The organism is Labrys sp. WJW (assembly GCF_001676615.1).
In the GTDB taxonomy this organism is placed as follows: domain Bacteria; phylum Pseudomonadota; class Alphaproteobacteria; order Rhizobiales; family Labraceae; genus Labrys; species Labrys sedimenti.
In genome coordinates this window covers 1-26,946 of record NZ_LYXZ01000087.1, presented here as the reverse complement: position 1 = coordinate 26,946, position 26,946 = coordinate 1, and the positions used below count along the sequence as shown (strand labels likewise).

Sequence of the window (26,946 nt, the reverse complement as noted above, 5' to 3'; positions counted from 1 at the left end):
CGCTCGCAATGATGGTGTGAATTATTGTTTGCGCGTAGGACGTTTCCTTCCGAACCCAAGGCCGCAGATGGCGCTCGAAGACGATATGGCATTGCTGGAAAGAGTGGCGCTGTTCCGCGCCATGGACCGTGATGCCCTGCGCCTGCTCGCCTTCTCGTCCGAGACCAGGCGGCTGCGTGCCGGCGACACGCTGTTTCGCAAGGACGACATCTCCGAATATGGCTTCGTCGTCGCCTCGGGCGCGATCACCCTGATCGACGATGACGTCGCCACCGCCATCGTCGGACCTGGCACCCTGATCGGCGAGATGGCCCTGTTGTCGGAAACCCGCCGTCCCACCACGGCGATCGCGCGGGAGGCCAGCGTGGTGCTGCGCGTGTCGCGCCAGATGTTCAGGCGCACGCTGGAGGAATATCCGGCGACGGCGGCCCGTATCGCTGATGAAGTTCGCCAGCGCGTGCAGGAGATGTCGGCCGAGCTGGCCAGCGTCAAGGATCGCCTGCGCCGCATCGGCATCGACAGTCATGACGACGAAGGCTGATTCGCTCGCTTTTCGTTCCAGTGCTGTTCACTTTCCTAAAGTGTTGGCTGCGATAGAGCCAAGTTGTTCCGCTACGGGACATCCATCTGTCTCGTTCAGCTGCGGTTCAGCCGCGGCCTGCTAAATTCGACGCCCAGAAACCTTCATTTGTTTCGACGCGTCTTTACGGTGCCTGGCGTTATTTCCGGATCGTAAAACGCTCAAGGAGAGTGCAGGATGAGAACGTCTATCGGGTTGATCTTCGCGGCTTGCTTTGCTGCGATTGGTTTCTTTGCGGTCGCTCAAAGCTCATCGGCCATGCCCATCGCCCCCGCCGGTCAAACCAGAGCCGACAGTCAGGCGCAGGGCAACGGCTTGGTCCAGAATATCCGCCATCGCCGTCATTGGCGTCCTTATTACCGCTACCATTACCGCCCCTATTACAGGCGCCACTATTACCGCCCCCATTATTATCGCCCCTATTATCGTCCCTACTACAGGCGCCATTATTATCGACCCTATTACCGTCCCTACTATCGCCCCCGCTATTACCATCATCGGGGCTGGGGATGGGGTCATCGCCGCTGGCATCGCTGGTAGGAGGTGGGCTTCGTCACTCAAAGGTGACGTGGTTCACGGGCCGGTCTCAGGACCGGCCCGTTTTGCTGTCGAACGAAGTCGGTGATTCGGGCGCCCTTTGTTCCAGGCGCGTACCAGGCCTTAAGCGACGCTGCCAAAAACCAGGCAGGGTGGCCCATTCCGGGAATTAATCCCTGTCGGCCGGAAGGAAGTGGCTGCGGCGCTTTCGTCATGGACGAAGGGAAGCAGGCGCGAGGCTTTCGGGGGATTGCGGAATGGGAATCGGCAGGACGGTCGGTGATTCGCTCCCGCTTCGTTCAAAGGCCGTTCCTGGCATTAATGGCTCACCATGAAACGCCGAAAGCCTGGCCCAAAATGGGAACGCGTTCCTCGCATTGCCGGTGTCGGCCAAGCTCGCCCTTAACCCTGTTGAGGCTGAGGGGGGCGCCGATCACGCCATGCCCATCCGGCAATGGCTGAACGGAGCGGGAATTTCGCCCGGGCAGTGATTCGGGCGCTTTCCGTTCCAGTCTCGTTCGGGGGGTTAAATTTCGGCCGTCCACGCCCATATTTGCGTTTCACGGCGAGACAGAATGACATGTGTCTGGTACCAGAATGCAGGAAATACGCGCAAAGGTCGTATTTCCTTGACGTCGCGGGGCATTGGGTGTCTGGCGAATTCGGGACGCTCCGGCTTCCCTCAAGGCGTCTTGTGATTTGACTGAAGCTGGTCGAATCGCAAGGACGTGTCGAAACAAGGAGTTAGAGCCAGGAAGCGTTGCCGCCGAAACGCGCTTTGCTCTGCGAAATGACGCCCGAAAGACCGCCGACCTTGATGCTGCCTCCCATCCTGCCTCCATCCGTGCGCGCACGCGGCGTCACAGCGGTGCTGGGGCCGACCAATACCGGCAAGACCTATCTGGCCATCGAGCGCCTGCTCGGCCATGGCGCCGGTATCATCGGCCTGCCGCTGCGCCTGCTGGCGCGCGAGGTCTACAACAAGCTGGTCGAGCGGGTGGGCGCCGAGTTCGTGGCGCTCGTGACCGGCGAGGAGAAGATCAAGCCCGACAAGGCCCGCTACTGGGTGGCGACGGCGGAAGCCATGCCGCGCGACTTGGAAGTACCGTTCGTGGCGCTCGACGAGATCCAGATCGCCGCCGATCTCGAGCGCGGGCACGTCTTCACCGACCGGCTGCTCAATCGCCGCGGCACGCATGAGACGCTGCTGCTCGGCTCGGCGACGATGAAGCCGATCGTCGAGAAGCTGATTCCGGGCGTCAATGTCGTGACCCGGCCGCGGCTGTCCCATCTCCTGTTCGCCGGCGACCGCAAGCTGACCCGCCTGCCGAGGCGAACCGCCATCGTCGCCTTCTCGGCCGACGAGGTCTATGCCATCGCCGAACTGATCCGCCGCCAGCGCGGCGGTGCCGCCGTGGTGCTGGGTGCGTTGTCGCCGCGCACCCGCAACGCCCAGGTGGCGATGTACCAGAACGGCGACGTCGATTTCCTGGTCGCCACCGACGCCATCGGCATGGGCCTCAATCTCGACGTCGACCATGTCGCCTTCGCCGGCGACCGCAAATTCGACGGCTATCAGTTTCGCCGCCTGACGCCGGCCGAATTCGGCCAGATCGCCGGGCGCGCCGGGCGCCATGTCCGCGACGGCACCTTCGGTTCGACCGGACGCTGCGAACCGTTCGAGCCGGAACTGGTGGAAGCCATCGAAGGTCATAGCTTCGACAGCGTGAAAGTGCTGCAGTGGCGCAACCCGGCCCTGAACTTCGCCTCGCTGGAGGCGCTGCAGGCCTCGCTGTCCGCCACGCCGGAAGAGGCGGGGCTGACCCGGGCACCTGATGCCGACGACATCCGAGCCCTCTCCATCCTCGCCCGCGACGAGGAGGTCAAGCGCCTCGCCAAGGGGCCGCAGGCGGTGGCTCGGCTGTGGGAAGTGGCCGGGCTGCCCGATTATCGCAAGATTTCCCCTCATTCCCATGCCGACATCATCACGAATCTCTATGGATTTTTGATGCGGGAGGGTAAGGTCCCGGACGACTGGTTCGCCCGTCAGGTTGCCATGTCGGATCGGACCGACGGCGACATCGATACGCTTTCAACCCGTATCGCCCATATCCGAACCTGGACTTTTGCGGCAAATCGGCTTGACTGGCTGAAAGACCCCGCTCATTGGCAAGGTGTGACACGCAGTGTGGAGGATAAGCTCTCCGACGCATTGCACGAACGTCTTGCCCAACGCTTTGTCGACCGTCGCACCAGCGTGCTGATGCGGCGCCTTAGAGAAAACGCCATGCTTGAGACTGAAATTACCAAAACCGGCGATGTGATTGTCGAAGGACAGCATGTCGGAACACTGCAGGGTTTCCAATTCGCGCCCGACCCGAGTGCCGGTGACGGTGAAAGCGGCCGCGCCTTGCGAGCCGCCGCGGCCAAGGCTCTGGCAGGCGAGATCGAGGCGCGGGCCCAGAAATTCGCGCAGGCGCCCGATACCGAATTCGCCCTGGCGGCGGATGGCACCGTGCGCTGGATCGGCGAGCCGGTTGCCAAGCTCATCGGCGGGGAGAAGCCGCTGGCGCCGCGCATCCGCCTGCTGGCGGATGAGCAGCTGACCGGGCCTGCGCGCGATTCCGTGCAGACGCGCCTCGACATCTGGATCGGCAACCACATCACGCGCCTGCTCGGGCCATTGCTGCTGCTCGACAAGGCCGAGGACCTGCAGGGCCTGGCCAAGGGCATCGCCTTCCAGCTCGTCGAGGCATTGGGCGTGCTCGATCGCTCGAAGGTGGCCGAGGACCTCAAGCAGCTCGACCAGAATCAGCGTGCCTCGCTGCGCAAGCATGGCGTGCGCTTCGGCGCTTATCACATCTATCTGCCGATGCTGATGAAGCCGGCACCCCGTGCCCTCGCCGCGCAGTTGTGGGCTCTCACCCATGGCGGCCTCGACCAGAAGGGGCTCGACGAGATCCCGCATCTGGCGGCCTCGGGCCGGACCTCCATGCCGGCCGACAAGACCATCGACAAGGGCCTCTATCGCCTGGTCGGCTATCGCGTCTGCGGCGAGCGGGCGGTGCGCGTCGACATTCTCGAACGCCTCGCCGACCTCATTCGCCCGGCGATCGCCTATCGCCCCGGCACCACGGTGGGCCAGCCGCCGGCCGGTACGGCCGATGGCGACGGTTTCGTCGCCACCGTGCAGATGACCTCGCTGGTCGGCTGCTCGGGCGAGGATTTCGCCTCGATCCTGCGAGGCCTGGGCTATCGTTCGGACAAGCGCAAGGGCCCGGCGATCACCCAGGAAATCCGGCTGCCGGCGCCGACCGAGCCGGCCGCGCCTGTCGAGGCCGCCGCGTCCGAGACAGCGGACGGTGCTGAGGCTGCCGAATCGAACCAGGACGCCGCCCCGACGCCCGCCGAGATCGATGCCATGGAGGCGATCGGCTCGCCGCCGCATGAGCACAGCTTCCAGGAAGTCGCCGAGGCTGCCGGAGAGGCGGTGAGCGACGCGCCGGCCGACGATGTGCCCAGCACCGAGGCTCCGACCGAGGAAGCGCAGATCGCGGAGGCCCTGGCCGAGGAAGCTCAAACCAAGGAAGCTCAATCCGAGCAGGTCCAATCCGAGCCGGTCCAGGCCGAGGAGGCTCAGGTCTCCGAAGCCCCGGCCGAGGAAACGACCGGAACCGAGGTTGCGGCTTCTGAAGAGCCCGCGCAAGCGAGCGAGAGCATCGAAGGTGCCGAGGCTGCGACCACGGCCGAAACCTCCTCCGAGACGCCCGCCGCCGAGGCGGTGGCCGAGGAAGTGCCGGAGATCGAGGTCTGGCGTCCGGCGCGCTTCGAGCGGCATCAGCGCCCGCATCACCATGGCCGTCCTCAGCATGGCAACCGCCAGCCCGGCGCCGAACGCAAGCCAGAGGCAGGCGGCGGCTTCCGCCGTGGCCGACCGGCTCCGGCGGAAGGCGCAGCTCCCGCCGAAGGTGCGGAGGCCCGGCAGGGCGAGCGGCCCAACCGCTTCGACCGGCCGCGCCGCGACGATCGCGGCAATGGCCGTCCGCGGGAGGACAGGGGCTCCGGCGAGCGCAAGCAGGGCGGTGAAGGTGGGCGGCCCCGGGCGGATGCCCGTCCCGACCGTGGCCCGCGCCCCGATCGTGGCCCGCGGCCCGACCGGCAGGAGCGGGGCGGCGACCGCCCGCGCAACTGGTCGAGCGACTCCAAGCCGCAGGGAGGACGCGACTCCAATCGTGCACCGGATCCGAATTCGCCCTTCGCCAAGCTGCTTGCCCTCAAGGAGCAGATGCAGGGCGGCAAGTCGGACAAGACCTGATCCATAGCGTTTTGCGATTTGACGGAGTCGCCCGAATCGCAAAGACGCGTCTGAACGCGTTTTGCTCTAGGGAACCTGACTTATGAGCCAGGCCGGAAGCCAGGATCGTCTTCGGATCGACAAATGGCTCTGGCATGCACGCGTGGTGAAGACACGCTCTCTGGCCGCCAAATTGGTGGCGGACGGTCATGTCCGCCTCAACGGTATGCGCACGGATACCCCGGCCAAGGCCGTCAAGGCGGGGGACGTCCTCACCATCGCCTTGGAGCGTACCGTGCGGGTCTATCGCGTCCTCGCCCTTGGCGATCGACGCGGCCCGGCGAGCGAGGCCCAGACGCTCTATGAGGACCTGTCGCCCGAACCGCCGGGCCGGCCGCCGGCGGGGTCCGAGCAAAGTGATGCCGGATAGCCGGCGGCGAGTTCACGTGTGTCTGCGCGGCTCCCCTCATCCCCCTGCCGGGACCTTCTCCCGCAAGGGGAGAGGGGGGGGCCGCTGCCACCTTCCTAGCAATGGCCCTTACCGATTCGGTCCATAATCCCTATATTCGTGATAGATAGGATGGACTTTGTCCTGCGTGGAGCGAATCGGTCAATGCTGACGAACAAGGGCAAATATGGTCTCAAGGCGCTGGCGCACCTCGCCAGCCTGCCGGCCGGCGAGACGGCGCAAAGCCAGGAAATCGCCGAAGCCAACCGCATTCCCAAAAAGTTTCTCGACGCGATCCTGGGCGAGTTGCGCGTGGCCGGCATCGTACGCTCCAAGAAAGGCAAGGGCGGTGGCTACATGCTGGCGCGCGAGGCCAGCCAGATCAGTGTCGGCAATGCCATCCGGGTTCTCGACGGTCCGCTCGCGCCGATCGCCTGCGCCAGCCATACCGCTTATCAGCCTTGCCTCGACTGCCCGGATGTTCCAGGTTGCACCGTACGCCTTTTGATGCGGCGTGTGCGGGACCTCTCTTCCAACCTGCTCGACAACATGTCGGTGGAAGAGATGCGTCAGGCAGGGGGCGGGGAACAAGAGCTGACCTATTCGATTTGAACTCCCTGCGGCCCTTGAGCCCGAACCGGCACGCTCATGTGCCGGACGGCCTATTTGTTGTCATGAATATGGAGAGCATTCATGGAAAAACGTGCGATTGGACGGTCGGATCTGTCGGTTGCTCCGCTTGGCCTGGGTGGCAATGTCTTCGGCTGGAGCGCGGATGAGAAAGCCTCCTTCGCCGTCCTCGATGCTTTCGTCGGGGGTGGCTTCAACCTGATCGACACTGCCGATGTCTATTCAGCCTGGGTTCCCGGCAATCAGGGCGGCGAATCCGAGGCCATCATCGGCAAATGGATGAAGGCTCGCGGCAATCGCTCCGAGATCGTGATCACCACCAAGGTCGGCTCGGAAATGGGGCCGGGCAAGAAGGGCCTGTCGCGTGCCTACATCGTCCAGGCGGTGGAGGATTCGCTCAAGCGCCTGCAGACCGACTATATCGATCTCTATCTCTCCCACTGGGAGGATCCGGAAGTCGAGCTCGAGGAGACGCTGGGCATCTATGCCGAGCTGGTCAAGGACGGCAAGGTCCGGGTGATCGGCAATTCCAATCATAGCGCCAACACCATGTTCAAGGCGCTGGCGATCAGCACCAAGGAGATGTGGCCGCGCTTCGAGAATCTGCAGACGCAATATAATCTCTATGATCGTTCCGGTTATGAGCGCGAACTCGAGGCTTTCTGTCTCAAGAACGAGATCGGCGTGACCAGCTATTTTTCGTTGGCCAAGGGCTTCCTGTCCGGCAAATATCGCAGCGAAGCCGATTTCGCCAAGAGCAATGCCCGCGGCGGCGACATGGGCAATTACCTCAACGAGCGCGGCCTGCGCATCCTTGCCGCCCTCGATGCGGTGGCCGAGGCCAAGAACGCTACGCCGGCCCAGATTGCCATCGCCTGGCTGATCGCAAGGCCCGGCATCGTCGCTCCGATCGCCAGCGCCACCAGCGTCGAGCAGCTCGCCGACCTGATCAAGGCGACCGAGCTCAATCTCGGATCGGCCGAGATCGAGCAGCTCACCAAGGCAAGCGCATAATTTTCCTGCCGCTGTCGAAAGCGAACGGGATGGCGCGTCATTGTCATGCCGGCGCATCATGCGCCGGCAGAGACAGGAGGAACCCATGCAGTTCGCAATTCTGATCTACAGCAACGAAGAAGCCATGCTGAAGGCGGATCCCGCCAACAAGCAGCAGATCCTGGCCGCCTACCAAGCCTACACGCAGGCTCTCCAGTCGTCCGGCAGCCTGGGACCGTGGAGCCGCTTGCGTCCGACGGCTTCGGCCACCACCGTGCGTATCGCCGACGGCAAGACCCAGGTGCTCAACGGTCCCTTTGCCGACACCCGCGAGCAGCTCGGCGGCTTCTACATCATCGACGTGCCGGACCTGGATGCCGCGATCGGCTGGGCGGCGCGCTGCCCGAGCGCGGCCATCGGGACCATCGAGGTCCGGCCGATATGGGACGCGAAGGACTATTGAGCAAGCGGGCCGAGCCGGTGTCTTCGGCCCCCGCTGCCGACCTTGCCGAAGTCGTGGCGCGACGCAGCTATGGCCGTCTCGTCGCGCTTCTTGCGGCACGCTCGGGCGACATTGCGGGGGCGGAGGACGCCCTGGCCGACGCCTTCGCGGCAGCCTTGGAACATTGGCCGGCGGGCGGCGTGCCCGCCAATCCCGAGGCCTGGCTGCTGACCGCGGCCCGCCGCCGCCAGATCGATGCGGCCCGCCGCGCCAGGCTGCGCGGCGAAAAGGCGGACGAGGTCAGCCGCCATGTCGAGGTCCTCGCCTCGGAGCAGGGCGAGCGGCATGCCGTGCCCGACGAGCGCCTGCGCCTGATGTTCGCCTGCGCCCATCCCTCTCTCGATGCTTCCGTGCGTGCGCCCCTGATCCTGCAGGTGATATTGGGGTTCGATGCCGGCGCGATCGCCAGCGCCTTCCTGGTCTCGCCCACGGCGATGGGCCAGAGGCTGGTGCGGGCCAAGGCCAAGATCAAGCAGGCCGGCATTCCCTTCCGCATCCCGGAGCCCGACGAGCTGCCCGGCCGTCTCGATGCGGTGCTGGAGGCCGTCTACGCCGTCTATGCCGAGGGCTGGGCCGATCCGGAAGGGGCTCACGCCCGCGAGCGCAATCTGTCGGCGGAAGGTATCTGGCTCGGCCGGCTGCTGGCTTCGCTCCTGCCCGGCGAGCCGGAAGTGCTGGGACTGCTGGCGCTGATGCTGCACGCCGAAGCGCGGCGAGCGGCACGCCGCGGCCCGGGTGGCGATTATATTCCGCTGGAGCAGCAGGATACCGCGCTCTGGGATGCCGGCCTGATCGAGGAGGCCGAGGGCTTGCTTGCCCGGGCCGGCCAGGTCCGCCAGATCGGCCGCTATCAGCTGGAAGCCGCGCTGCAATCGGCCCATGCTCATCGACGCATCTGCGCGACGACGGACTGGGCCGCGATCGTCACGCTGTATGAAGCCCTGGTCCTGCTGACCGCTTCTCCGGTGGCCGCCATCAACCGGGCCGTGGCGCTGGGCCGCCTTGCGGGGCCGCAGGCTGGTCTGGACGCGCTCGACGAGGTCGCCGGCGACGGACGCATCATCGATTACCAGCCCTATTGGGCAGCGCGTGCCGACTTGCTGGCGCGGGCCGCGAAACCGGAAGAGGCCCGCAATGCCTATTCGCGGGCGATCGGCCTGGAGAGCGATCCGGCCATCCGCCGCTATCTGCAGGGACGCCTGGCGGATCTGGGGGCGTGATTGCGCAGCGAGGGAGCTGGTCAGACACTGGTGCTCACCCCTACACCAACTCGCGCAATCCCCGACCCGTCATTGCGAGCGAAGCGAAGCAATCCAGGAACTCGCAGGCCTGGAGTTCGGGGCTCTTGGATTGCTTCGCTTCGCTCGCAATGACGTTGATGAGTCGAACTCAAAGCGTGCTGGTATTACTCACTACGTCGCGCAGCCTTGGCGAAAGGAAGCAGGCGGGCAATGCCCGCAAACCGCCCTCAGGATTGCTTGGCGAAGGTCTCGTCGAAGGAATAACCGGCGCCACGCACGGTGCGGATCGGATCGATCTCGCGGGTGCGATTCATCGCCTTGCGCAGGCGGCCGACATGCACGTCGACCGTGCGCTCGTCGATATAGACGTCGCGGCCCCAGACGCTGTCGAGCAACTGCTCGCGCGCGAACACCCGCCCCGGTGCCTGCATCAGGAATTCGAGCAGGCGGAACTCGGTCGGGCCGAGGCGGATCTCGCGATTGCCGCGATGGACACGCTTGGTCTCCCGGTCGAGCGAGATGTCGCCGGCCTTGAGCAGGGAGGCGACGTGATCGGGCTTGGCCCGACGCAGCAAGGCACGCACGCGGGCCGAGAGTTCGGGCACGGAGAAGGGCTTGACGACATAGTCGTCGGCGCCCGTGGCTAGGCCACGCACGCGTTCGGTTTCCTCGCCGCGCGCCGTGAGCATGATCACCGGCAGGCGCTCGGTTTCCGGCCGCATGCGGATGCGCCGGCACAATTCGATGCCGGACAGGCCCGGCAACATCCAGTCGAGCAGGACGAGGTCCGGCACGCTTTCGCGCAGCCGGATCTCGGCATCGTCTCCGCGTGCGACGCTATCGACCTCATAGCCTTCGGCTTCGAGATTGTAGCGCAGCAGCAGAGTCAGGGCTTCTTCGTCCTCGACGATCAGAACCTTGGGAGGCATGGCCTATCCCTTGTTATTTAGCCGGCACAGGAAGGTCGACGAGATCGGTGCTGTTGTCCGCCTTGGGCCGCTCGCCGGCCGGCGATTCACCGGTGACCAAATAGTGCACCGTCTCGGCGATGTTGGTAGCGTGGTCGCCGATGCGCTCGATGTTCTTGGCGCAGAACAGCAGATGGGTGCAGAAGCCGATATTGCGCGGATCTTCCATCATGTAGGTCAGCAATTCGCGGAACAACGAGGTATACATCGCATCGATCTCGCCGTCCGAGCGCCAGACCGAGAGCGCTTCCTCGACGTTGCGCTGGGCGAAGGCATCGAGTACCTGCTTGAGCTGCTCGAGTACCAGGTCGGCCATGTGATCGAAACCGCCGAAGAGCTGGGCCGGCTGGGCGTGGCTGTGGATGGCCACCACGCGCTTGGCGACGTTCTTGCCGAGGTCGCCGATCCGCTCGAGGTCGTTGGCCACCCGCAGGGCCGAGACGATCTCGCGCAGGTCGAGCGCCAACGGCTGGCGCTTGGCGATGATCAGGATGGCCCGGTCCTCGACCTGGCGCTGCAGCTTGTCGATCGCCGCATCGAGATCGATCACCGCCTTGGCGCGCTGGGTGTCACGCTTGAGCAGGGCTTCGACGCTGTCGGCCACGCTCTTTTCGGCGTAGCCACCCATTTCGGCGATCATGTTGCGCAGTTCGCGCAGTTCCTGGTCGAAGGATGTAACGATATGGTCGGACATGCCGCCTCCAAATGAATTCGACGCTGGCCGGGAATCAGCCGAAGCGGCCGGTGATGTAGTCCTGCGTACGGCTGTCGTTCGGGGTGGTGAACATCTTGTTGGTCTGGCCGACCTCGATGAGGTCGCCCAGATAGAAGAAGGCCGTCACATCCGCGCAGCGCGCCGCCTGCTGCATATTGTGCGTGACGATGACGATGGTGAAGTCCCGCTTCAATTCGTCGATCAGTTCCTCGATCTTGGCGGTCGAGATCGGATCGAGCGCGGAGGTCGGCTCGTCCAGCAGCACGACTTCGGGCTTCACCGCGATGGTGCGGGCGATGCACAGGCGCTGCTGCTGGCCGCCGGACATGCCGAGCGCCGAAGCGTGCAGGCGGTCCTTGACCTCGTTCCACAAGGCAGCCTTGGTCAGGCACCACTCGACGCGCTGGTCCATCTCCGCCTTGGAGATCGACTCATGCAGGCGCACGCCGAAGGCGATGTTGTCATAGATCGACATCGGGAAGGGCGTCGGCTTCTGGAACACCATGCCGATGCGGGCGCGCAGCACGGCCGGATCGATTTCCTTGCCGATGACGTTCTGGCCGTCGAGCAGCACGCGGCCCTTGGCGGTCTGCCCCGGATAGAGGTCGTACATGCGGTTGAGCACGCGCAGCAGGGTCGACTTGCCGCAGCCGGAGGGACCGATCATGGCGGTGACCTGCCGGTCGATCATGTCGAGATTGATGCCCTTGAGGGCATGCTTCTCACCATAGAAGAAGTCGAGATTCTCGACCTTGAGCTTCACGGCGGCGGCTGGATCGGCGAGGGGGCGTTCGGCAACCGCGATGGAGGCTTGGGGGGTAGCGGACATGGGAGCACTCATTTCTTGGGAGCGAGCACGAAGCGGGTCAGGATATTGAGCGCCAACACGCCGGCGGTGATGAGGAGGGCGCCGCTCCAGGCCACCGAGACGGCCTTGGGGTCGGGATAGGGCGCGAGCTGGTAGATGGCAGCCGGCAAGCTGGCAAAAGCGTTGCCGAGGTTGAGCGACCAGTTGGAATTGCCGAAGGCTGTGAGCAGCAGCGGTGCCGTCTCGCCGGCGGCGCGGGCCAGGGCCAGCAGGATACCGGTGACGATACCGGTACGGGCCGAGCGCCACGTGACGAAGGTAATCACCTTCCACATCGGCGATCCCAGGGCAAAGGCGGCTTCACGCAGGCTGGTCGGCACCAGGGCCAGCATGTCCTCGGTGGTGCGCACGACCACCGGCAGGATGATGATGGCGAGGGCGATCACGCCGGCCCAGCCGGAGAAGCCGCCCGTGGCCACCACGATCATCTGGTAGACGAACAGGCCGATCAGGATGGACGGCGCGGAGAGCAGAATGTCGTTGATGAAGCGCACCGCATCGGCGAATTTGCTGCCGCGGCCAGCCTCGGCGAGGAAGGTGCCGGCCATGATGCCGATCGGCGCACCGATCAGGAGGGCGAGCAGCACCATGACCAGAGAGCCGACGATGGCGTTGCGCAGGCCGCCATCGGCCATGTCCTTGGTGAAGAGGTCCATGGTCAGCGAGGGCAGCCCCTCACGCAGCAGCGTGAACAGGATCCAGGCCAGCGCCAGCAGGGAGATAGCGGCAAAGCTGATGGAGACGACCTTGTAGGCATAGTCGAGGGCGCGGCGGCGGGCGAGACGGGCGCTGCCTTGGGCGAGATTGGCCATGATGCCCTCCCTTACTTGGCGTTGGTGCGCACGAGCATGCGGGAGATCGCAAGCACGATGAAGGAAATCACGAAGAGGACGAAGCCCAGCTCCAGCAGCGACTGGCTGCGCAGCGAGCCGGCCGGTGCGTCCGGGAATTCGTTGGCGATGGTGGAGGCGATGGTCGCGCCCGAGGAGAACAGCGATGCCGATATTCGGTTGGCGTTGCCGATCACGAAGGTCACCGCCATCGTCTCGCCCAAAGCGCGGCCGAAGCCGAGCATGACGGCGCCGACCAGGGCCGTGCGGCCATAGGGCACCGAGACGTTGCGGAAGACCTCATAGGTGGTGGCGCCGACGCCATAGGCCGATTCCTTCAGCATGGCGGGCACGGCTTCGAGGATCTCGACGAACATCGCGGTGATGAAGGGAATGATCATCAGGGCCAGGATGATGCCGGCCGTGAGCATGCCGGCGCCGTTGGTGGGGCCTTTGAACAGATAGCCGAGCACCGGCACGTGCGAGAAGATGGAGATGATCGGCGGATAGATCGTCTGGGCCAGGATCGGCGCCACGATCAGCGAGCCCCACATGCCGAAGATGATCGAGGGCACGGCCGCCAGGAGCTGGATGGCGATGCCGATCGGCCGCCGCACGCTCTGGGGTGCGATCTCCGTGAGGAAGAAAGCGATGCCGAAGGACATCGGCAAGGCAATGATCAAAGCGAGAATGCCGGTGAACAGCGTGCCGTAGATCATGACGCCGGCGCCGAATTTCTCGGTGACGGGGTTCCAGGCGGTGGACCAGTAGAAGCTCGGCCCGAAATGGGCCAGCGCCGGCCAGCCGCCATAGAAGAGCAGCACGACGATCGAGCAGAGCAGGATCAGCACGAGGGAACCGCAACCATAGAGGGCGGCCTTGAAGATGGGATCCAGGTTGGCGCCAGGAACCGTCTTGGCCCCGGGCGAGGGAGAACCCTGCGCGACCTTTGCGGCCGAGTTGGATGCGTCCAGCGAGGAGTCGGCTACGGCGCTCATGGCGATATTCCAGCCTGTGATTCGATCAAAGAGGATGACCCGGCGCAGAACTGCGCCGGGCCGGGTTTTCAGCTTATTCGTAGACGGCCTTGCCGTCGGCAGCCTTCACTTCGCTCTTCCAGGCGGTGCGAACGGTATCGATCACTTCCTTGGGCAGCGGGATGTAGTGCAGCTTCTCGGCCGTCGCGGCGCCATCCTTGTAGGCCCAGTCGAAGAACTTCATGACTTCGGCCGACTGCTTGGCGTCCTTGGGATCCTTCGGCAGCAGGATGAAAGTGGTGGAAACGATCGGCCAGGAGGTCTCGCCGCCGACGTCGATCATGGAGACGGCGAAGTCCTTGGCACCCTTCCAGTCGGCCTTGGAGGCCGCGGCCTGGAACGCGGGAACGGTCGGCTTGACGACCTTGCCGTCCTTGTTCTGCAGCTGCGTGGTGGTCAAGCTGTTGTTGGCGGCATAGACATATTCGACATAGCCGATGGCGCCCTGGGTGTTCTTCACGGCGCCGGCGACACCGTCATTGCCCTTGGCCCCCGAGCCGGTCGCCCATTGCACCGAGGTGGCGGCGCCGATATTGCTCTTCCAGTCGGGGCTCACGGCCGAAAGATAGGACGTGAAGACATAGGTCGTGCCCGAGCCGTCGGCGCGGTAGACCGGGGCGATGTCGAGATCGGGGAGCTTCACATCCTTGTTGAGCTCGGCGATCTTCGGATCGTTCCACTTGGTGATCTTGCCCTGGTAGATGTCGGCGATGATCGCGCCGGTCAGCGTCAGCTGGTCGGCGGACACACCCTCGATGTTCACGATCGGCACGATGGCGCCGATCACGGTCGGGAACTGCAGCAGCTTGGCAGCGGTCAGCTTGTCGGTGGCCATCGGAGCATCGGAAGCGCCGAAATCGACGGTGCGGTTGGTGATCTGGGTCTGGCCGCCGCCCGAACCGATTGCCTGATAGTTCAGCGCAGTGCCGGTCTTGGCTTTGAAATCGCTACCCCAGGCATTGTAGACCGGGGCGGGGAAGGTGCCACCGGCGCCGGTGATGTCGGCAGCGAAGGCGGCGGTCGCGGCGATCGTGCTGGACAGGGCTACCGAAGCGGCGAGCGCGAGGAAGGAAAGCTTCACGGTCTATCTCCGTTGTTCTCTGGACAGGCGCTACGACCGTTTACCGGTCGGCAACCCTGTCTACGGCGCGACTCCTAACAAGCCGGCAGCAACGGTTCTATGACAGTTAGGCTATCGTTTTATGACAAATAAAACCATTATAATTCAATGAGTTGATTGTATTTTGTTGGTTTGGCCGAAAAGGCGGTGACGCCATTGTTAAAAACCGTCAAACCCCTGTGACGACGCCCGCAGCCTTCGTCATCATGCCAGATTCGAGGATTTCTGCCGGTGTGCCCGGTGATTTTCGACACCAAATCAAGTGTTTGGCGGCAATCGCCAAAAGGGACCGGCAGTCCTTGAAAATGCCTCGCCGTCTCAATCGATCTGGTCGATCCGGACCGAGAAAACCGTGCTTTCACCCGGTACGCTCTCGATGCCGAGGCGGCCACGGTGGCGCGCCACGATGTGCTTGACGATGGCGAGCCCGAGGCCGGTGCCGCCCTTCTCGCGGGACTTGGCAGCGTCCACCCGGTAGAAGCGTTCGGTCAGGCGCGGCACATGCTCGGCCTCGATGCCCGGGCCGTAGTCGCGCACCGTCACCACCGCCTCGCGACCCTTGCCTTGCGGCTTGGGCAACGAATCGAGGGTAACTTCGACCTTGCCGCCGGAGGCGCCGTATTTGATGGCGTTTTCCACCAGATTCTCGAAGACACGGATCAACTCGTCTCGCTCGCCCCGCACTTCGAGCGTCGGGACGCGCTTGTCGACGCTGAGCGTGACGCTGCGGTCCTGGGCGAGGGGGCCGAGCGTATCGGCGACATGGCCGACAACGGCACCGAGCTCGACCGGCTTGTCGGGCTGCACATGGGCGTTGAGCTCGATGCGCGAGAGCGACAGGAGGTCGTCGATCAGCCGGGACATGCGATTGGCCTGGGACCGCATGATGTCGAGAAATTTTTCGCGCGCGGCGGCGTCGTTGCGTGCCGGGCCCTGCAGGGTTTCGACGAAGCCCAGCAGGGAGGCGAGCGGCGTGCGCAGTTCGTGGCTGGCATTGGCGACGAAATCGACCCGCATCTGTTCGACGCGGTGGCGCTGGGTAACGTCGCGCAGCACGATCACCACGAAGGCCGTGCGCCCGTTCTCGCCCGCAATGGTGGAGATCTGAGCCTCGATGACGCGATCGATCGGCACACGTTCGGAATATTCGATCTGTCGGCTGGCCCCGGTGTCGAGGGCGGAGCGGATGGCATCGACCAGTTCCGGCACGCGCAGCGCATAGGTCAGCGCTTCGGAGATGCGCAGATTCGGCACGATGTCGCGGGCGCGGCGGTTGAAATAGCGAACCGCAAGCGCCGAATCGAGCACGATCACCGGATCCGGAATGGCCATCACCAGGTCGTCGAAGGAAGGCTTGCCGCCGCCTTCGGGAAGAGCGGGCTGGATGCTGCCGTCATGGCCGCCGGTCGAGGGAATGGTGCCCGTCGCGGCGACGATCATGGCGAAGATGAGCAGCCCATGCCAGGGATTGGCGCCGTCCCACAGCACGAGAGCGGCCAGCAGGACCGCGATCGAGAGCACGAGCCAACGGCGACTCCAGATGCGGTTCAGGATGTTTCGGTTCGAGCCCACCGGATCAGCTACACCGCTCCAGGCCAATTTCGTCAAGAGCCAGGAGCGTTCCATCACCATCGACATTGCGGCTTTCCATCCAAAGCGTCTTGCGATTTGACGGATCGGTCTCGAATCGCAAGGACGCGTCCAACCAGAGAGCCAGGGCAAAGGGTGTTTCTGCCGGAACGCGCTTTGCTCTAGGCATTGTGGAAATCGTTCATGCTGGCAATGTAGACAGAGCGATGACAGTTTCACGACGATCGCGCGGATTTGGAGAGGTTCCATGACAAAGAAGGCGGGTAAGCAGACGGACGAAGCACTGAAGAGGGCGATTGCCGGATTTCGTCTCGATGATCTCGACCTGCCTCCGGAGATCGACGAGGCAGCTTTCCGATCGGGCAACTACCCGCACAAGGAAAAGCTGAAATCCAAGACCTATGAACGGGATCTGCGCGCTTTGCAGATCGAACTCCTCAAGGCGCAGACCTGGGTCAAGGAGCAGGGCGAGCGCGTGGTCGTGGTGTTCGAGGGGCGGGACACGGCGGGAAAGGGCGGTGCCATCCATCGCTTCACGCAGCATCTGAGCCCTCGGGATGCGCGCGTGGTCGCCTTGTCGAAACCGACGCCCACCGAGCAGGGACAGTGGTATTTCCAGCGCTATGTCAGCCAATTGCCGACCAAGGGCGAGATCGCGATCTTCGACCGCTCCTGGTATAATCGCGGCGGCGTCGAGCCGGTGATGGGGTTTTGCACGCCGGAACAAACCGACAAATTCCTGCACGAAGCGCCGCAATTCGAGGCGATGCTGGTGCGTGACGGCGTCCGGCTGTTCAAGCTCTTCCTCACTATCGGCCAGGCCATGCAGCTCAAGCGCCTGCATGCGCGCTATGCCGATCCGCTCAAGCAGTGGAAGCTTTCGCCGATCGACCACCAGGCGGTGGGCAAATGGGATGACTATTCTCAGGCCTATGACCGCATGCTGGAGGCGACCGACACGGTCGACACGCCCTGGACCATCATCAAGGCCAATGACAAGCTGCGCACCCGCCTGGCCGCTATCCGTGCCGTGCTGGCCGACCTGCCCTATCCCGACAAGGACGAGAAGCTGGTGGGCGGGCAGGATAGCAAGATCGTCCTGAGCGCGGAGCGTTTTCTCGCCAATGGCGGGGAGGTCTGAGACGCTCGCAACGCGGGTGGGCCGATCTTCCGCCCGGCATCCTTGCCGATGGTCCATCCGCGGATGCGATCCCGCTTCAGCTCGCGAGGGAGCGGAGCGGCAATCCTTGCCTGCACCGGGAACCAGGCGCGTACCTGCACGTTTCCTCCATGGCGGCCGGCCGATCGCGGATTGGGCGAATGTCGTGCCATGACTCGGTCCAGTGTCCGAGCGGCGCCGCTCCGTACAACGCGACGAGGGAGCGCAGCAATGCCACACACGACCGAACAGCGCATTCGAATGAAGGCCTATGAGATCTGGCTGCGCGAAGGCTGTCCGGAAGGCAGCGATCTTCGCCACTGGGAGATGGCCAAGAAGTTCATCGTCGGCGAGGAGGCAAAATCGACGCTGACCTCCCGCTTCTATGACGTGCACGAGCTCAATGAGAAGGGGGAGCCCGAGGAAAAGGCAGCTCCCGCCGCCGCCAAGCCCAAAGCCCGCAAGCATTGACCTGTATCGACGGCTTGCCGGGCATTCGCATCGGCCATGGCCTTTGTGCCTTGCTTCTCTAGCGGCTAGAGAAGTTATGCTTCCCTGCACCCCGAATACGGGTCGCGGCAAATGCAAGGGGGTATGGATGGCACAAGGGCACGCGCATGGAACGATCTCGCGCGGAGAGACGGCGGCTGGCCGTCATAAAGGCAGCCTGCTGGCCGCCCTCGCCTTGACCTCGGCCTTCATGGCGGCGGAGATTATCGGCGGGTTATGGACCGGCAGCCTCGCTTTGCTGGCGGACGCCGCGCATATGCTGACGGATGCCGGCGGCCTGGCCCTGGCCCTGATCGCCATCCGCTTCGCCGAACGGCCCGCCACGCCGCAGAAGACCTATGGCTATGTGCGCATGGAGGTCTTGTCTGCGCTGACCAATGCCGTCGTGCTGCTGCTGCTGACTGTCTACATACTCTATGAAGCCTATGAGCGCTTCCGCAATCCGCCCGAGATTCTCGGTGGCCCGATGCTGGCGGTGGCCGTGGCGGGGCTGGTGGTCAATCTGATCAGCATGAAGCTGCTGTCCAGCGGTTCCTCGCAGAGCATCAATGTCAAGGGGGCCTATTTCGAGGTGCTGTCGGACATGCTCGGCTCCCTCGGCGTCATCCTGGCCGCCCTCGTGGTGATGCTGACGGGCTGGACGCTGGTCGATCCCATCATTGGCGCGGGGATCGGTCTGTTCATCGTGCCGCGCACCTGGATCCTGCTGAGGCAGGCGGTGCACATCCTGATGGAAGGCACGCCGCCGGAGGTTGATCTCGCTTTGCTCGAGAAGAAGCTGGCCGAAATTCCCGGCGTGGCCGCCGTGCATGATTTGCATGTGTGGACGATCACCTCAGGGCTCGACGCCATGAGCGGCCATCTGGTGCTGGCCGACATGGCGCGGGCACGCGAGGTCCTGGTGGCGGCACGCGAACTCGTCGGGCACGAGTTCGGCATCGGCCATGTCACCATCCAGACCGAGGATCGGGCGTTGCGTGAGGCCGAGGGCGAAACCAGGCTGTAACGGCTAGCCGGGCTCGCCGGCTCAGCCGAGCGGCACGCGCCGATGCAGCGAGAAGCCGGTTTCGCCCGGCGTTTCGAGCCCGGCTCGCAATTGCATGGTCGGAATCAGGTAGTCGCCGGCATTCTGGCGCCGGTAGGGGATGGGCAATGTCGACGGCAGCGTTCGCATTCTGTCACGCAGGCGCTCGGCCAGGGGCTCGAAACCCGCTTCCTTCAGGCCATCGGCGCGATAGGCCACGAAGGGCGGCAGCACGTCGTAGCCGGGATAATAGAGAATACCGTGATGGATCGGGAACAAGAGGTCGTCAATCGGGCCGTTGATGCCGCGCGGCGTGTAATGTTCTTCCCAGCCTCCGGCCGTGACGATCAGCATCGCGCGCTTGCCGGCCAAGGTCCCCTCGCCATACCGATCCCCCCAGCGCTGCTCGCTGTGCTCCCCCACGCCATAGGCGAAACCATAGGCGAAGACGCGGTCGACCCAGCCCTTGAGGATGGCCGGCATGGTGAACCACCAGAGGGGGAATTGCAGGATGAGGACATCGGCCCAGAGCAGCTTCTCGATCTCGGCCTTGACGTCGTCGGTCAAGGTGCCGGCCTCGAAGGCCTTCTTGGAGGCTTGCACCGGCATCAGCCGGGTGTCGGCTTCCAGCGCTGGAAAATCGGCTTGGTCGACTTCGGATTTCCATTTGTCGGCATAGAGATCGGACAGACGAACTTCGTGGCCTTGGGCCTCGAGTTCGGCGATGGCGACGTCGCGGAGCCTTGCGTTGAGCGAACGGGGTTCGGGATGCGCGAAGACAAGCAGGACTTTCATGGGTGCTTCCAGGAATGAGAAATCATTCCTCAAAGCTAGGGAAGCTCCATATAATCCGCTACATCGAGAGAATGCATAACATTGTGCCGGATAATGGATAAATCGGACGTCACTTTGGAACGCATGCGCAGTTTTGTTCGCGTCGCCGAGCGTGGAAATTTCTCCGCGGTCGCGCGCGAGCTGAACATCGGCCAGTCCAGCGTCACGCGGCACCTGAGCGAGCTCGAGGATGCGCTGGGCGTGGCTCTTCTCAGCCGCACGACGCGGCGTGTCTCGCTCACCGAGGAAGGCAGCCGCTACTATGCGCATGCCGTCCAGATCCTGCGCCTCGTCGAACAGGCCGGCGACGAGGCGCGACAGGGGCAGGGCGAGCATGCTGGCACGGTCCGCCTGTCCTGCACGGCGGCCCTCGGTGTTCGGCATATTGCCCGCCTGCTCTTCGCCTTCCAGGATCGTCACCCCGACATCAGGGTCGAATTCAGCCTCACGGATGAGCGAATCGATCTCGTCCGGGAAGGCGTCGACCTGGCGCTACGGCTCGGCCCGCTGGACGAGAGCTCCATGAAGAGGCGATCGCTGGGTCGCAGCCGGCGGATCCTCGTGGCGGCTCCAGGCTTTCTGGCCCGACACGGCCGGCCGGAGACGCCGGAAGACCTGGGCGGGCTCGAGGGCATACGCATGTCGAACATTGCGGGCAGCGAGACGCTCATTCTCGAGGGGCCGGACGGAAGCCGCCATGCCATACCCTTCGGCGGCCGCCTGCAGGTCGATCACGGACTTGCGGCGCGCGAGGCGTTTGCTGCCGGCCGCGGCTTCGGCCCGACCCATGTCTGGCTGGTCGACGATCTCCTGGAGCAGGGGCGGCTGGAGCCGATCCTGCCTGAATATGCGCCGCTGCCGACACCTTTGAACATGCTGATCGTGCCCGAACGCGCCGGGATTGCGCGTGTGAGGCTGCTGATCGAATTTCTCGCCGGCGCGATCGCCCGGCTGCCGGGCATCGATGCCAAGGTGCCCTGAGGACTGTCGCCCCTGACGCTACAGCCGCGCGCCTCAGCCTCGCATCGTTCCTGCTCCTTGTGACCGCGGGGTGATGCACCTCTGGGTTGCAGGTAATATTAAACCTGTCAAAAGGGAGATGGAGAGACGTTTGCCCGAGCCGGTCGATTCGGGACGCGTCGCTGCATTGCCTTCACGCCGAGTGGGGTGAGTGCAGGCAGGCCTCCCAACCCCTGAAGCGGCGTCCATGAATCTAGAAGAAAAGCGTCTTGCAGTTACGCGTCGGCTCGTCGGGGAGGTCGCCGACAAGCTTGGAGCGGATCTCAGCCTCGAATTGTGGAACGGCGAAGTTCTGCCGCTCGGGCCTCGCGCCAGAGACGACATCCGCTTCGTGTTGCGCTCGCCCGAGGCGATACGCCGGATGTTGACGCGCCCGAGGCTGATGACGCTGTTCGAGCTATACGCCGAACAGGAGGTCGACATTGTCGGTGGAAGCCCGCTCCAGGCGGCGGCACGCTGGAATCACAGCAAGGCACTCGCCACGGGCCGGTCATTCCCCAAAATGAAGCTGTTGAGGTTTGCCACGCCATTCCTCTTCGGCCGGATGGCCAAGGCAGCTCCACTGCCCAGCTTCGGTGGCTCGGTTCCGATGCACTATGCCAAGGGGCGGGACGACAAGGAGCTGATCCAGTTCCATTACGACGTCTCGAACGAGTTCTATCAATTGTTCCTGGATCCCGAGATGGTGTATTCGGCGGCCTATTTCCCGAGCCCGGAATCCTCGCTCGAAGATGCCCAGAGGACCAAGCTCGACCGTATCTGCCAGAAGCTTCAATTGAAACCCGGTGACCGATTGCTCGACATCGGTTGCGGCTGGGGAGGGTTGGTCTGTCATGCCGCCAGGCATTACGGCGTCACGGCCTATGGCGTGACCCTGGCGCAGCGCCAGCTGGAATTCTGCCACGCGAAAGTCGAACGAGAGGGACTGGGAGACAAGGTCAAGGTGGAATTGCGCGATTATCGCAACATCGAGCCATCAGGTCAGTTCGATGCGGTCGCGCAGATCGAGATGTTCGAGCATGTGGGGCTGAAGAATCACGACCGCCATTTCATCCACATGCGTGACCTGATGACCCCCGATGGCCGCTATCTCCACCAGGCCAGCGTTCGGCGTGCCTTGTTCGACATGTCCAAGTTCGGCCGGGAAACGGCCTATATGAGAGTCATCCGCCGCTATATTTTCCCGGGCGGCGAGATGGACCACATCGGCATGACCGCGACCAATCTCGAGCGGCATGGCTTCGAAATCCATGATATCGAGCCGATGCGCATGCATTTTTACCTGACCCTCAAGCACTGGGTCGACAATCTCTGGGCGAACCGGGAGAAGGCCAGTGCCATGGTCGGCTGGGAACGCACGAGGCTATGGCTGCTCTATTTGTCGATGTGCTGCATCAGCTTCCAGCGCGGCGGTATCAATGTGTTCCAGACCGTGGCAACCCGGCGCATCCATGGTCCATCGATCCTGCCCCTGCGAAGGGCGGAGTGGTTTCAGGAAGCCTGAAGTTCCTCGGTCTGTCGTAAATGAACCGGCCCGCGAGACAGGAAAGCACCGAACTCGGTTCAGGAACCGGGCCCGATGCCGCAGGGCGCTGTTGCCCCGTCGTCTTTGCCAAAAACCGGTGTCCGCCTTTTGGCACGGCGCTCTATAATCTGAAGATGCGCTTGGGCAGCAATTCGCCGCTATCGAGTTCGGCGAGGGCCACCAGCGTGCCGCCGGACATCACCGCCGCCACGCCTTCGAAGACCGGCGCGTCGCGTCCGCGCAGGATCACGCCCTGGCCGCGAGCAAGGCGGCCGGCATCGTGCTGGGAAACCACCAGGGTCGGCAAAGCCTCGAGGGCGGTTTCGACCGGCAGCAGGGCTTCCGCCAGCGGCGGCAGATCGGCGGCGCCTTCCTTCATGGCGCGCAGTTCGTCCGGCGTCACGGCATCCTGCTCGTCAAAGGTGCCGACCACTGCCCGGCGCAGGGCCGTGACGTGGCCGTAGCAGCCAAGATCCCGGCCCATGTCGCGGGCGAGCGCCCGTACATAGGTGCCCTTGCCGCACTCGGCCTCGAACGTGGTGGCCTCGCGGCTGTATTCCACGATGCGCAGGGCGTGCACCTCGATGTTGCGGGCCTCGAGTTCGACTTCCTCGCCCTCACGCGCCAGGTCATAGGCCCGCTCGCCATCGATCTTGATGGCGGAAAAACGGGGGGGAACCTGGCTGATCACGCCGGTATAGCGTGGCAGCAGGGCCTCGACCTCGGCCCTTTCGGGCCTGGCGTCGGAGGTCGCCACCGGGCCGCCCTCGGTGTCATCGGTATTGGTCTCCACCCCCCAGGCCACGGTGAAGCGGTAGACCTTGCGGCCGTCCATGACATAGGGAACGGTCTTGGTGGCTTCGCCCAGCGCGATGGGCAGGATGCCGGAGGCCAGGGGATCGAGCGTGCCGGCATGGCCGGCCTTCTTGGCGTTGAACACGCGCTTGACCACCGAGACGCCCTGGGTCGAGGTCATGCCGACGGGTTTGTCGAGGATGATCCAGCCATTGACCTCGACGCGGGTGGAACGGGGAGCACTCATTCCTCGTCCTCCTCCTGGCCCGGCAGTTTCTGTTCGAGATCACGGCTGACTTCCGGCTGGCGCAGGAGGGTGTCGACCTTGGAGGCGTAGTCGAAGGTCGTGTCGATCATGAAGCGGAAATTAGGCGCATATTTCATGGTCACGCGCCGTGCGATCAGGCCGCGCAGATATTTGGCATGGGAGGCCAGGGCCTTGATCACGGCCTCGCCATCCCCGCCGCCCAGCGGCATCACATAGACGGTTGCGACCTTGAGATCGGGCGACATCCTGACTTCCGGCACGGTGATGACCTTGCCTTCGAGCACGGGATCCATGATCTCGCCGCGCTGCAGGATATCGGCGATGGCGTGGCGGATCAGTTCCGCGACACGCAATTGCCGCTGCGACGGGGCTTTGGAAGAGGAGGGGGTAAGACGGGGCATGGTGTTCTTCTGGGAGCGCGGACATCCTGTCCGCTCTTTTCTTTTCATGGGCTGGAGCGCTGTCCGAAACAAGAGCGGACAGGATGTCCGCGCTCCATAAAACAGCAATGGCCGGGCTTGCACCCGGCCATTGCGCGACTTTCTGCCGAGATCGATCAGAGCGTACGCTTGATTTCCTCGACGCGGTAGCACTCGATGACGTCGCCCGAGCGCATGTCCTGGTAGTTCTCGAAGGCCATGCCGCATTCCTGGCCGACCTGGACTTCCTTGACCTCGTCCTTGAAGCGCTTGAGCGTGGAGAGCTTGCCTTCGTGGATGACGACATTGTCGCGGATGAGGCGGACATTGGCGCCACGCTCGACATGGCCATCGGTGACGCGGCAACCCGCGACCTTGCCGACCTTCGTGATGTTGAACACCTCGAGGATCTGGGCATTGCCGAGGAACTCTTCGCGCAGGGTCGGCGCCAGCAGGCCGGAGAGCACGCCCTTCACGTCATCCACGAGGTTGTAGATGATGTTGTAGTAGCGGATCTCGGTGCCGGTACGCTCGGCCGCCTCGCGGGCTTCCTTGTGCGCACGCACATTGAAGCCGATCACGGCAGCGCCCGAGGCCTCGGCCAAAGTGATGTCCGACTCGGTGATGCCGCCGACACCCGAATGGATGACGCGAGCCTTCACCTCGTCATTGCCCACCTTGTCGAGGGCACCGATGATGGCTTCCAGCGAACCCTGCACGTCGGCCTTGACGACCAGCGGCAGTTCACGGGCACCCGACCCGGCCTTCACCGCCGCCATCATGTCGGCGAGCGTGCCACGACCGGCGCCAAGGCGTGCCGCGGTATTCTCGCGCTTCTGACGCGTACGATATTCGGTGATCTCGCGGGCTCGCGCTTCGCTCTCGACCACCGCAACGCGGTCACCCGCTTCCGGTGTGCCGTTGAAGCCGAGCACCTCGACCGGCAGGGACGGGCCGGCTTGCGGAAGCGTGGCGCCCAGATCGTTGACCAGAGCGCGCACGCGGCCCCACTCGGCACCGGCGACGACGATGTCACCGACCTTGAGCGTACCGCGCTGCACCAGCACGGTGGCAACCGGACCCCGGCCGCGATCGAGCTTGGCTTCGATCACCGAACCTTCGGCCGGACGATCGGGGTTGGCCTGCAGGTTGAGAATTTCGGCCTGCAGCTGGATCATTTCCAACAGCTTGTCGAGATTGGTACGCTGCTTGGCCGAAACGTCGACCTCGATGGTTTCGCCGCCCATCGATTCCACCTGGATGTTGTGCTGCAACAGTTCGGTGCGCACGCGTTCCGGCTTGGCGTCGGGCTTGTCGATCTTGTTGATCGCCACGATCAGCGGCACCTTGGCGGCGGTCGCGTGATTGATGGCTTCCACCGTCTGCGGCATGACGCCGTCATCGGCCGCCACCACCAGCACCACGATATCCGTCACCTTGGCGCCGCGGGCGCGCATGGCAGTGAAGGCGGCGTGGCCGGGCGTGTCGATGAAGGTGATCTTGCCGCCGAGCGGCGAGGTCACCTGATAGGCGCCGATATGCTGGGTGATGCCGCCGGCTTCGCCGGAGACGACATTGGCCGAGCGGATGGCATCCAGCAACGAGGTCTTGCCGTGGTCGACATGGCCCATGATGGTCACCACCGGTGGGCGCGGCTCGAGATGATCGTCGATGTCGGCTTCGGCGAACAGGCCTTCCTCGACGTCGGCTTCCGAGACGCGCTTGGCCGTATGGCCGAGCTCTTCCACGATCAGCTGTGCGGTATCGCCGTCGATAACGTCGTTGATCTTCTTCATTTCGCCCTGCTTCATCAGCAGGCGAATGACGTCGACCGCGCGTTCCGACATGCGGTTGGCGAGTTCCTGAATGGTGATCGCTTCCGGAATCACCACCTCGCGCATGATCTTTTCCTTGGCCTCGACATGGCGATGGCCGGTCATGCGCTGGGTGCGGCGGCGGAAGGAAGCGACCGAACGCGTGCGTTCGTCCTCGTCCCCGGTCGCGCTGGTCACGGTCAGACGGCCGCGGCCCTTCTGCTCGGTCGTGCGCGGGGTCGCCTCACGGCGCGGGGGGGCGGCATTGCCGCGCCCGGGACCGCCGGGACCACGGCGCACACCGCGACCGCTATCGTCGTCATCGGCAACCGCGCGGGTGCGGACCGGTCCGCCGACATTGCGGCCGGCCGGCGGCGTGATGGCCGGCTCCGAAGGCGTAAAGGCAGTGGCACCACGATTGGCACCGAAGCCACCGCCGGGGCGGCGATCGCCGAAGCCCGAACCACCTTCGCGCGGCGGGCCACGACGCTCACCGAAGCCGGTGCCGCCTTCACGCGGCGGACCACGGCGTTCGCCGAAACCACCACCCTCGCGCGGCGGACCACGGCGCTCGCCGAAGCCGGAACCCCCTTCGCGCGGCGGACCGCGACGTTCACCAGCCGGTCCTGCGCCGCCTTCACGGGGACGCCGGTCACCGAAGCCGGAACCGCCTTCGCGCGGCGGACGCCGGTCGCCGGAGCCTTCGCGCCGGTCGCCATAGCCACTGGGCCGGGCCGGTGCTGCCCCTTCACGGGGCGCCGGTGCGGCATCGCCAAGATGGCGTCGTGCCTCGGCCTCGCCATGGCGGCGGGTTTCTTCCTCGCGGCGATGACGCTCTTCTTCTTCGCGCTTGCGGATTTCAGCAGCCTTGCGCTCTTCCTCGCGACGAGCTTCCTCGGCCGCACGGCGCACGGCTTCCTCGGCTGCGCGCTTGCGCTCCTCGGCCTCGCGAACACGGGCTTCCGCCAGCACGCGGGTGCGGGCATCCATTTCCTCGCTGGAGAGCGTGCGCAGAACCATGCCGGCACCCGGACGGTTCGGACGCTGCCCCTGGGGGCGACCTCCCATCGATTGGCCGGGGCGTCCGCCCTGCTGGGGACCACCCGGACGTCCCGGTGCAGCCGGACGCGGTGCGGAGGGAGCGGCAGCGGCGGGAGCCGCGGGGCGGGGAGCCGCCGGGGGCGCTGCTGCCGGAGCCGGAGCCTGGGCCGCGGGACGCGGGGCG

The 26,946-nt window shown here is 64.5% G+C and carries 24 protein-coding genes; 13 read left to right on the top strand and 11 right to left on the bottom strand.

Annotation, left to right across the window (positions count from 1 at the left end):
- Nucleotides 1–67 precede the first annotated feature (67 nt).
- From BA190_RS33770 to BA190_RS33735, 8 genes are all read left to right on the top strand, one after another.
- Nucleotides 68–541, top strand: a complete 474-nt coding sequence (locus BA190_RS33770; RefSeq protein WP_068299191.1) for a cyclic nucleotide-binding domain-containing protein — start codon at nt 68–70, stop codon at nt 539–541.
- A gap of 216 nt (nt 542–757) precedes the next feature.
- Nucleotides 758–1,120 carry a hypothetical protein gene (locus BA190_RS35615; RefSeq protein ID WP_156771827.1) on the top strand — a complete coding sequence of 121 codons (363 nt, stop codon included), beginning with the start codon at nt 758–760 and terminating at the stop codon, nt 1,118–1,120.
- Nucleotides 1,121–1,934: 814 nt separating this feature from the next.
- Complete coding sequence (locus tag BA190_RS33760; protein WP_068299185.1) at nt 1,935–5,432, top strand: helicase-related protein; 3,498 nt, start codon at nt 1,935–1,937, stop codon at nt 5,430–5,432.
- A gap of 82 nt (nt 5,433–5,514) precedes the next feature.
- On the top strand, nt 5,515–5,841 hold the full coding sequence (locus BA190_RS33755; protein WP_068299182.1) for an RNA-binding S4 domain-containing protein: 327 nt from the start codon (nt 5,515–5,517) through the stop codon (nt 5,839–5,841).
- 183 nt (nt 5,842–6,024) lie between these two features.
- Entirely contained in the window at nt 6,025–6,471 is a 447-nt protein-coding gene (locus tag BA190_RS33750) for an Rrf2 family transcriptional regulator (protein WP_068299180.1), read from the top strand.
- Nucleotides 6,472–6,552: 81 nt separating this feature from the next.
- Nucleotides 6,553–7,503, top strand: a complete 951-nt coding sequence (locus tag BA190_RS33745; RefSeq protein WP_068299177.1) for an aldo/keto reductase — start codon at nt 6,553–6,555, stop codon at nt 7,501–7,503.
- A gap of 85 nt (nt 7,504–7,588) precedes the next feature.
- A complete protein-coding gene (locus tag BA190_RS33740; RefSeq protein WP_068299176.1) occupies nt 7,589–7,945 on the top strand; it encodes a YciI family protein in 357 nt (118 codons plus the stop codon).
- Nucleotides 7,942–9,204, top strand: coding sequence for an RNA polymerase sigma factor (locus BA190_RS33735; RefSeq protein WP_245315040.1), 1,263 nt, complete (start codon nt 7,942–7,944; stop codon nt 9,202–9,204). Before BA190_RS33740 ends, BA190_RS33735 begins: the two co-directional genes overlap by 4 nt.
- Before the next feature lie 248 nt (nt 9,205–9,452).
- Here BA190_RS33735 and phoB read toward each other — a convergent pair whose 3' ends face one another.
- The 7 genes from phoB to BA190_RS33700 all read right to left on the bottom strand — a co-directional run bounded on the left by phoB (nt 9,453) and on the right by BA190_RS33700 (nt 16,401).
- On the bottom strand, nt 9,453–10,154 hold the full coding sequence (gene phoB, locus BA190_RS33730; RefSeq protein WP_068299173.1) for a phosphate regulon transcriptional regulator PhoB: 702 nt from the start codon (nt 10,152–10,154) through the stop codon (nt 9,453–9,455).
- 13 nt (nt 10,155–10,167) lie between these two features.
- Nucleotides 10,168–10,887 (bottom strand): phosphate signaling complex protein PhoU, encoded by a 720-nt coding sequence (gene phoU / locus BA190_RS33725; protein ID WP_068299159.1) that lies wholly within the window; start codon nt 10,885–10,887, stop codon nt 10,168–10,170.
- A 34-nt stretch (nt 10,888–10,921) separates the two neighbouring features.
- Nucleotides 10,922–11,749, bottom strand: coding sequence for a phosphate ABC transporter ATP-binding protein PstB (gene pstB / locus BA190_RS33720; protein ID WP_202908575.1), 828 nt, complete (start codon nt 11,747–11,749; stop codon nt 10,922–10,924).
- Nucleotides 11,746–12,588, bottom strand: a complete 843-nt coding sequence (gene pstA / locus BA190_RS33715) for a phosphate ABC transporter permease PstA (protein ID WP_068299153.1) — start codon at nt 12,586–12,588, stop codon at nt 11,746–11,748. Before pstA ends, pstB begins: the two co-directional genes overlap by 4 nt.
- A gap of 11 nt (nt 12,589–12,599) precedes the next feature.
- Nucleotides 12,600–13,604 carry a phosphate ABC transporter permease subunit PstC gene (gene pstC, locus BA190_RS33710; protein ID WP_156771826.1) on the bottom strand — a complete coding sequence of 335 codons (1,005 nt, stop codon included), beginning with the start codon at nt 13,602–13,604 and terminating at the stop codon, nt 12,600–12,602.
- Nucleotides 13,605–13,677: 73 nt separating this feature from the next.
- Nucleotides 13,678–14,724 (bottom strand): phosphate ABC transporter substrate-binding protein PstS, encoded by a 1,047-nt coding sequence (gene pstS, locus BA190_RS33705; RefSeq protein WP_068299150.1) that lies wholly within the window; start codon nt 14,722–14,724, stop codon nt 13,678–13,680.
- A gap of 357 nt (nt 14,725–15,081) precedes the next feature.
- Nucleotides 15,082–16,401, bottom strand: coding sequence for an ATP-binding protein (locus BA190_RS33700; RefSeq protein ID WP_245315039.1), 1,320 nt, complete (start codon nt 16,399–16,401; stop codon nt 15,082–15,084).
- Between the two features lie 199 nt (nt 16,402–16,600).
- Here BA190_RS33700 and ppk2 point away from each other — a divergent pair, with 199 nt between their 5' ends.
- The 3 genes from ppk2 (at nt 16,601) to BA190_RS33685 (ending at nt 19,028) form a co-directional block, all read left to right on the top strand.
- The gene (ppk2, locus tag BA190_RS33695; RefSeq protein ID WP_082980246.1) at nt 16,601–17,494 is read left to right on the top strand and encodes a polyphosphate kinase 2; all 894 of its coding nucleotides are present in this window, start codon (nt 16,601–16,603) and stop codon (nt 17,492–17,494) included.
- A gap of 249 nt (nt 17,495–17,743) precedes the next feature.
- Nucleotides 17,744–17,983 (top strand): DUF2934 domain-containing protein, encoded by a 240-nt coding sequence (locus tag BA190_RS33690; RefSeq protein ID WP_082980245.1) that lies wholly within the window; start codon nt 17,744–17,746, stop codon nt 17,981–17,983.
- A gap of 127 nt (nt 17,984–18,110) precedes the next feature.
- On the top strand, nt 18,111–19,028 hold the full coding sequence (locus BA190_RS33685; protein WP_068299139.1) for a cation diffusion facilitator family transporter: 918 nt from the start codon (nt 18,111–18,113) through the stop codon (nt 19,026–19,028).
- 21 nt (nt 19,029–19,049) lie between these two features.
- Here the strand turns inward: BA190_RS33685 and BA190_RS33680 are convergent, their stop codons facing one another.
- On the bottom strand, nt 19,050–19,841 hold the full coding sequence (locus tag BA190_RS33680; RefSeq protein ID WP_068299136.1) for an NAD(P)H-dependent oxidoreductase: 792 nt from the start codon (nt 19,839–19,841) through the stop codon (nt 19,050–19,052).
- Between the two features lie 93 nt (nt 19,842–19,934).
- On the opposite strand from BA190_RS33680, the gene BA190_RS33675 reads away from it, so the two are divergent.
- Both BA190_RS33675 and BA190_RS33670 read left to right on the top strand, forming a co-directional pair.
- Nucleotides 19,935–20,861: a LysR family transcriptional regulator gene (locus BA190_RS33675; RefSeq protein ID WP_068299133.1), complete on the top strand. Its 927-nt coding sequence runs from the start codon at nt 19,935–19,937 to the stop codon at nt 20,859–20,861.
- A gap of 226 nt (nt 20,862–21,087) precedes the next feature.
- Nucleotides 21,088–22,404 (top strand): cyclopropane-fatty-acyl-phospholipid synthase family protein, encoded by a 1,317-nt coding sequence (locus BA190_RS33670; protein ID WP_068299130.1) that lies wholly within the window; start codon nt 21,088–21,090, stop codon nt 22,402–22,404.
- Between the two features lie 142 nt (nt 22,405–22,546).
- Here the strand turns inward: BA190_RS33670 and truB are convergent, their stop codons facing one another.
- The 3 genes from truB to infB form a co-directional block, all read right to left on the bottom strand.
- Nucleotides 22,547–23,467, bottom strand: a complete 921-nt coding sequence (gene truB, locus BA190_RS33665; RefSeq protein ID WP_068299127.1) for a tRNA pseudouridine(55) synthase TruB — start codon at nt 23,465–23,467, stop codon at nt 22,547–22,549.
- Nucleotides 23,464–23,889 (bottom strand): 30S ribosome-binding factor RbfA, encoded by a 426-nt coding sequence (rbfA, locus tag BA190_RS33660; protein WP_068299125.1) that lies wholly within the window; start codon nt 23,887–23,889, stop codon nt 23,464–23,466. The genes truB and rbfA overlap by 4 nt, the downstream gene beginning before the upstream one ends.
- A gap of 155 nt (nt 23,890–24,044) precedes the next feature.
- Complete coding sequence (gene infB / locus BA190_RS33655; protein WP_371260454.1) at nt 24,045–26,711, bottom strand: translation initiation factor IF-2; 2,667 nt, start codon at nt 26,709–26,711, stop codon at nt 24,045–24,047.
- Between the last annotated feature and the right edge of the window lie 235 nt (nt 26,712–26,946).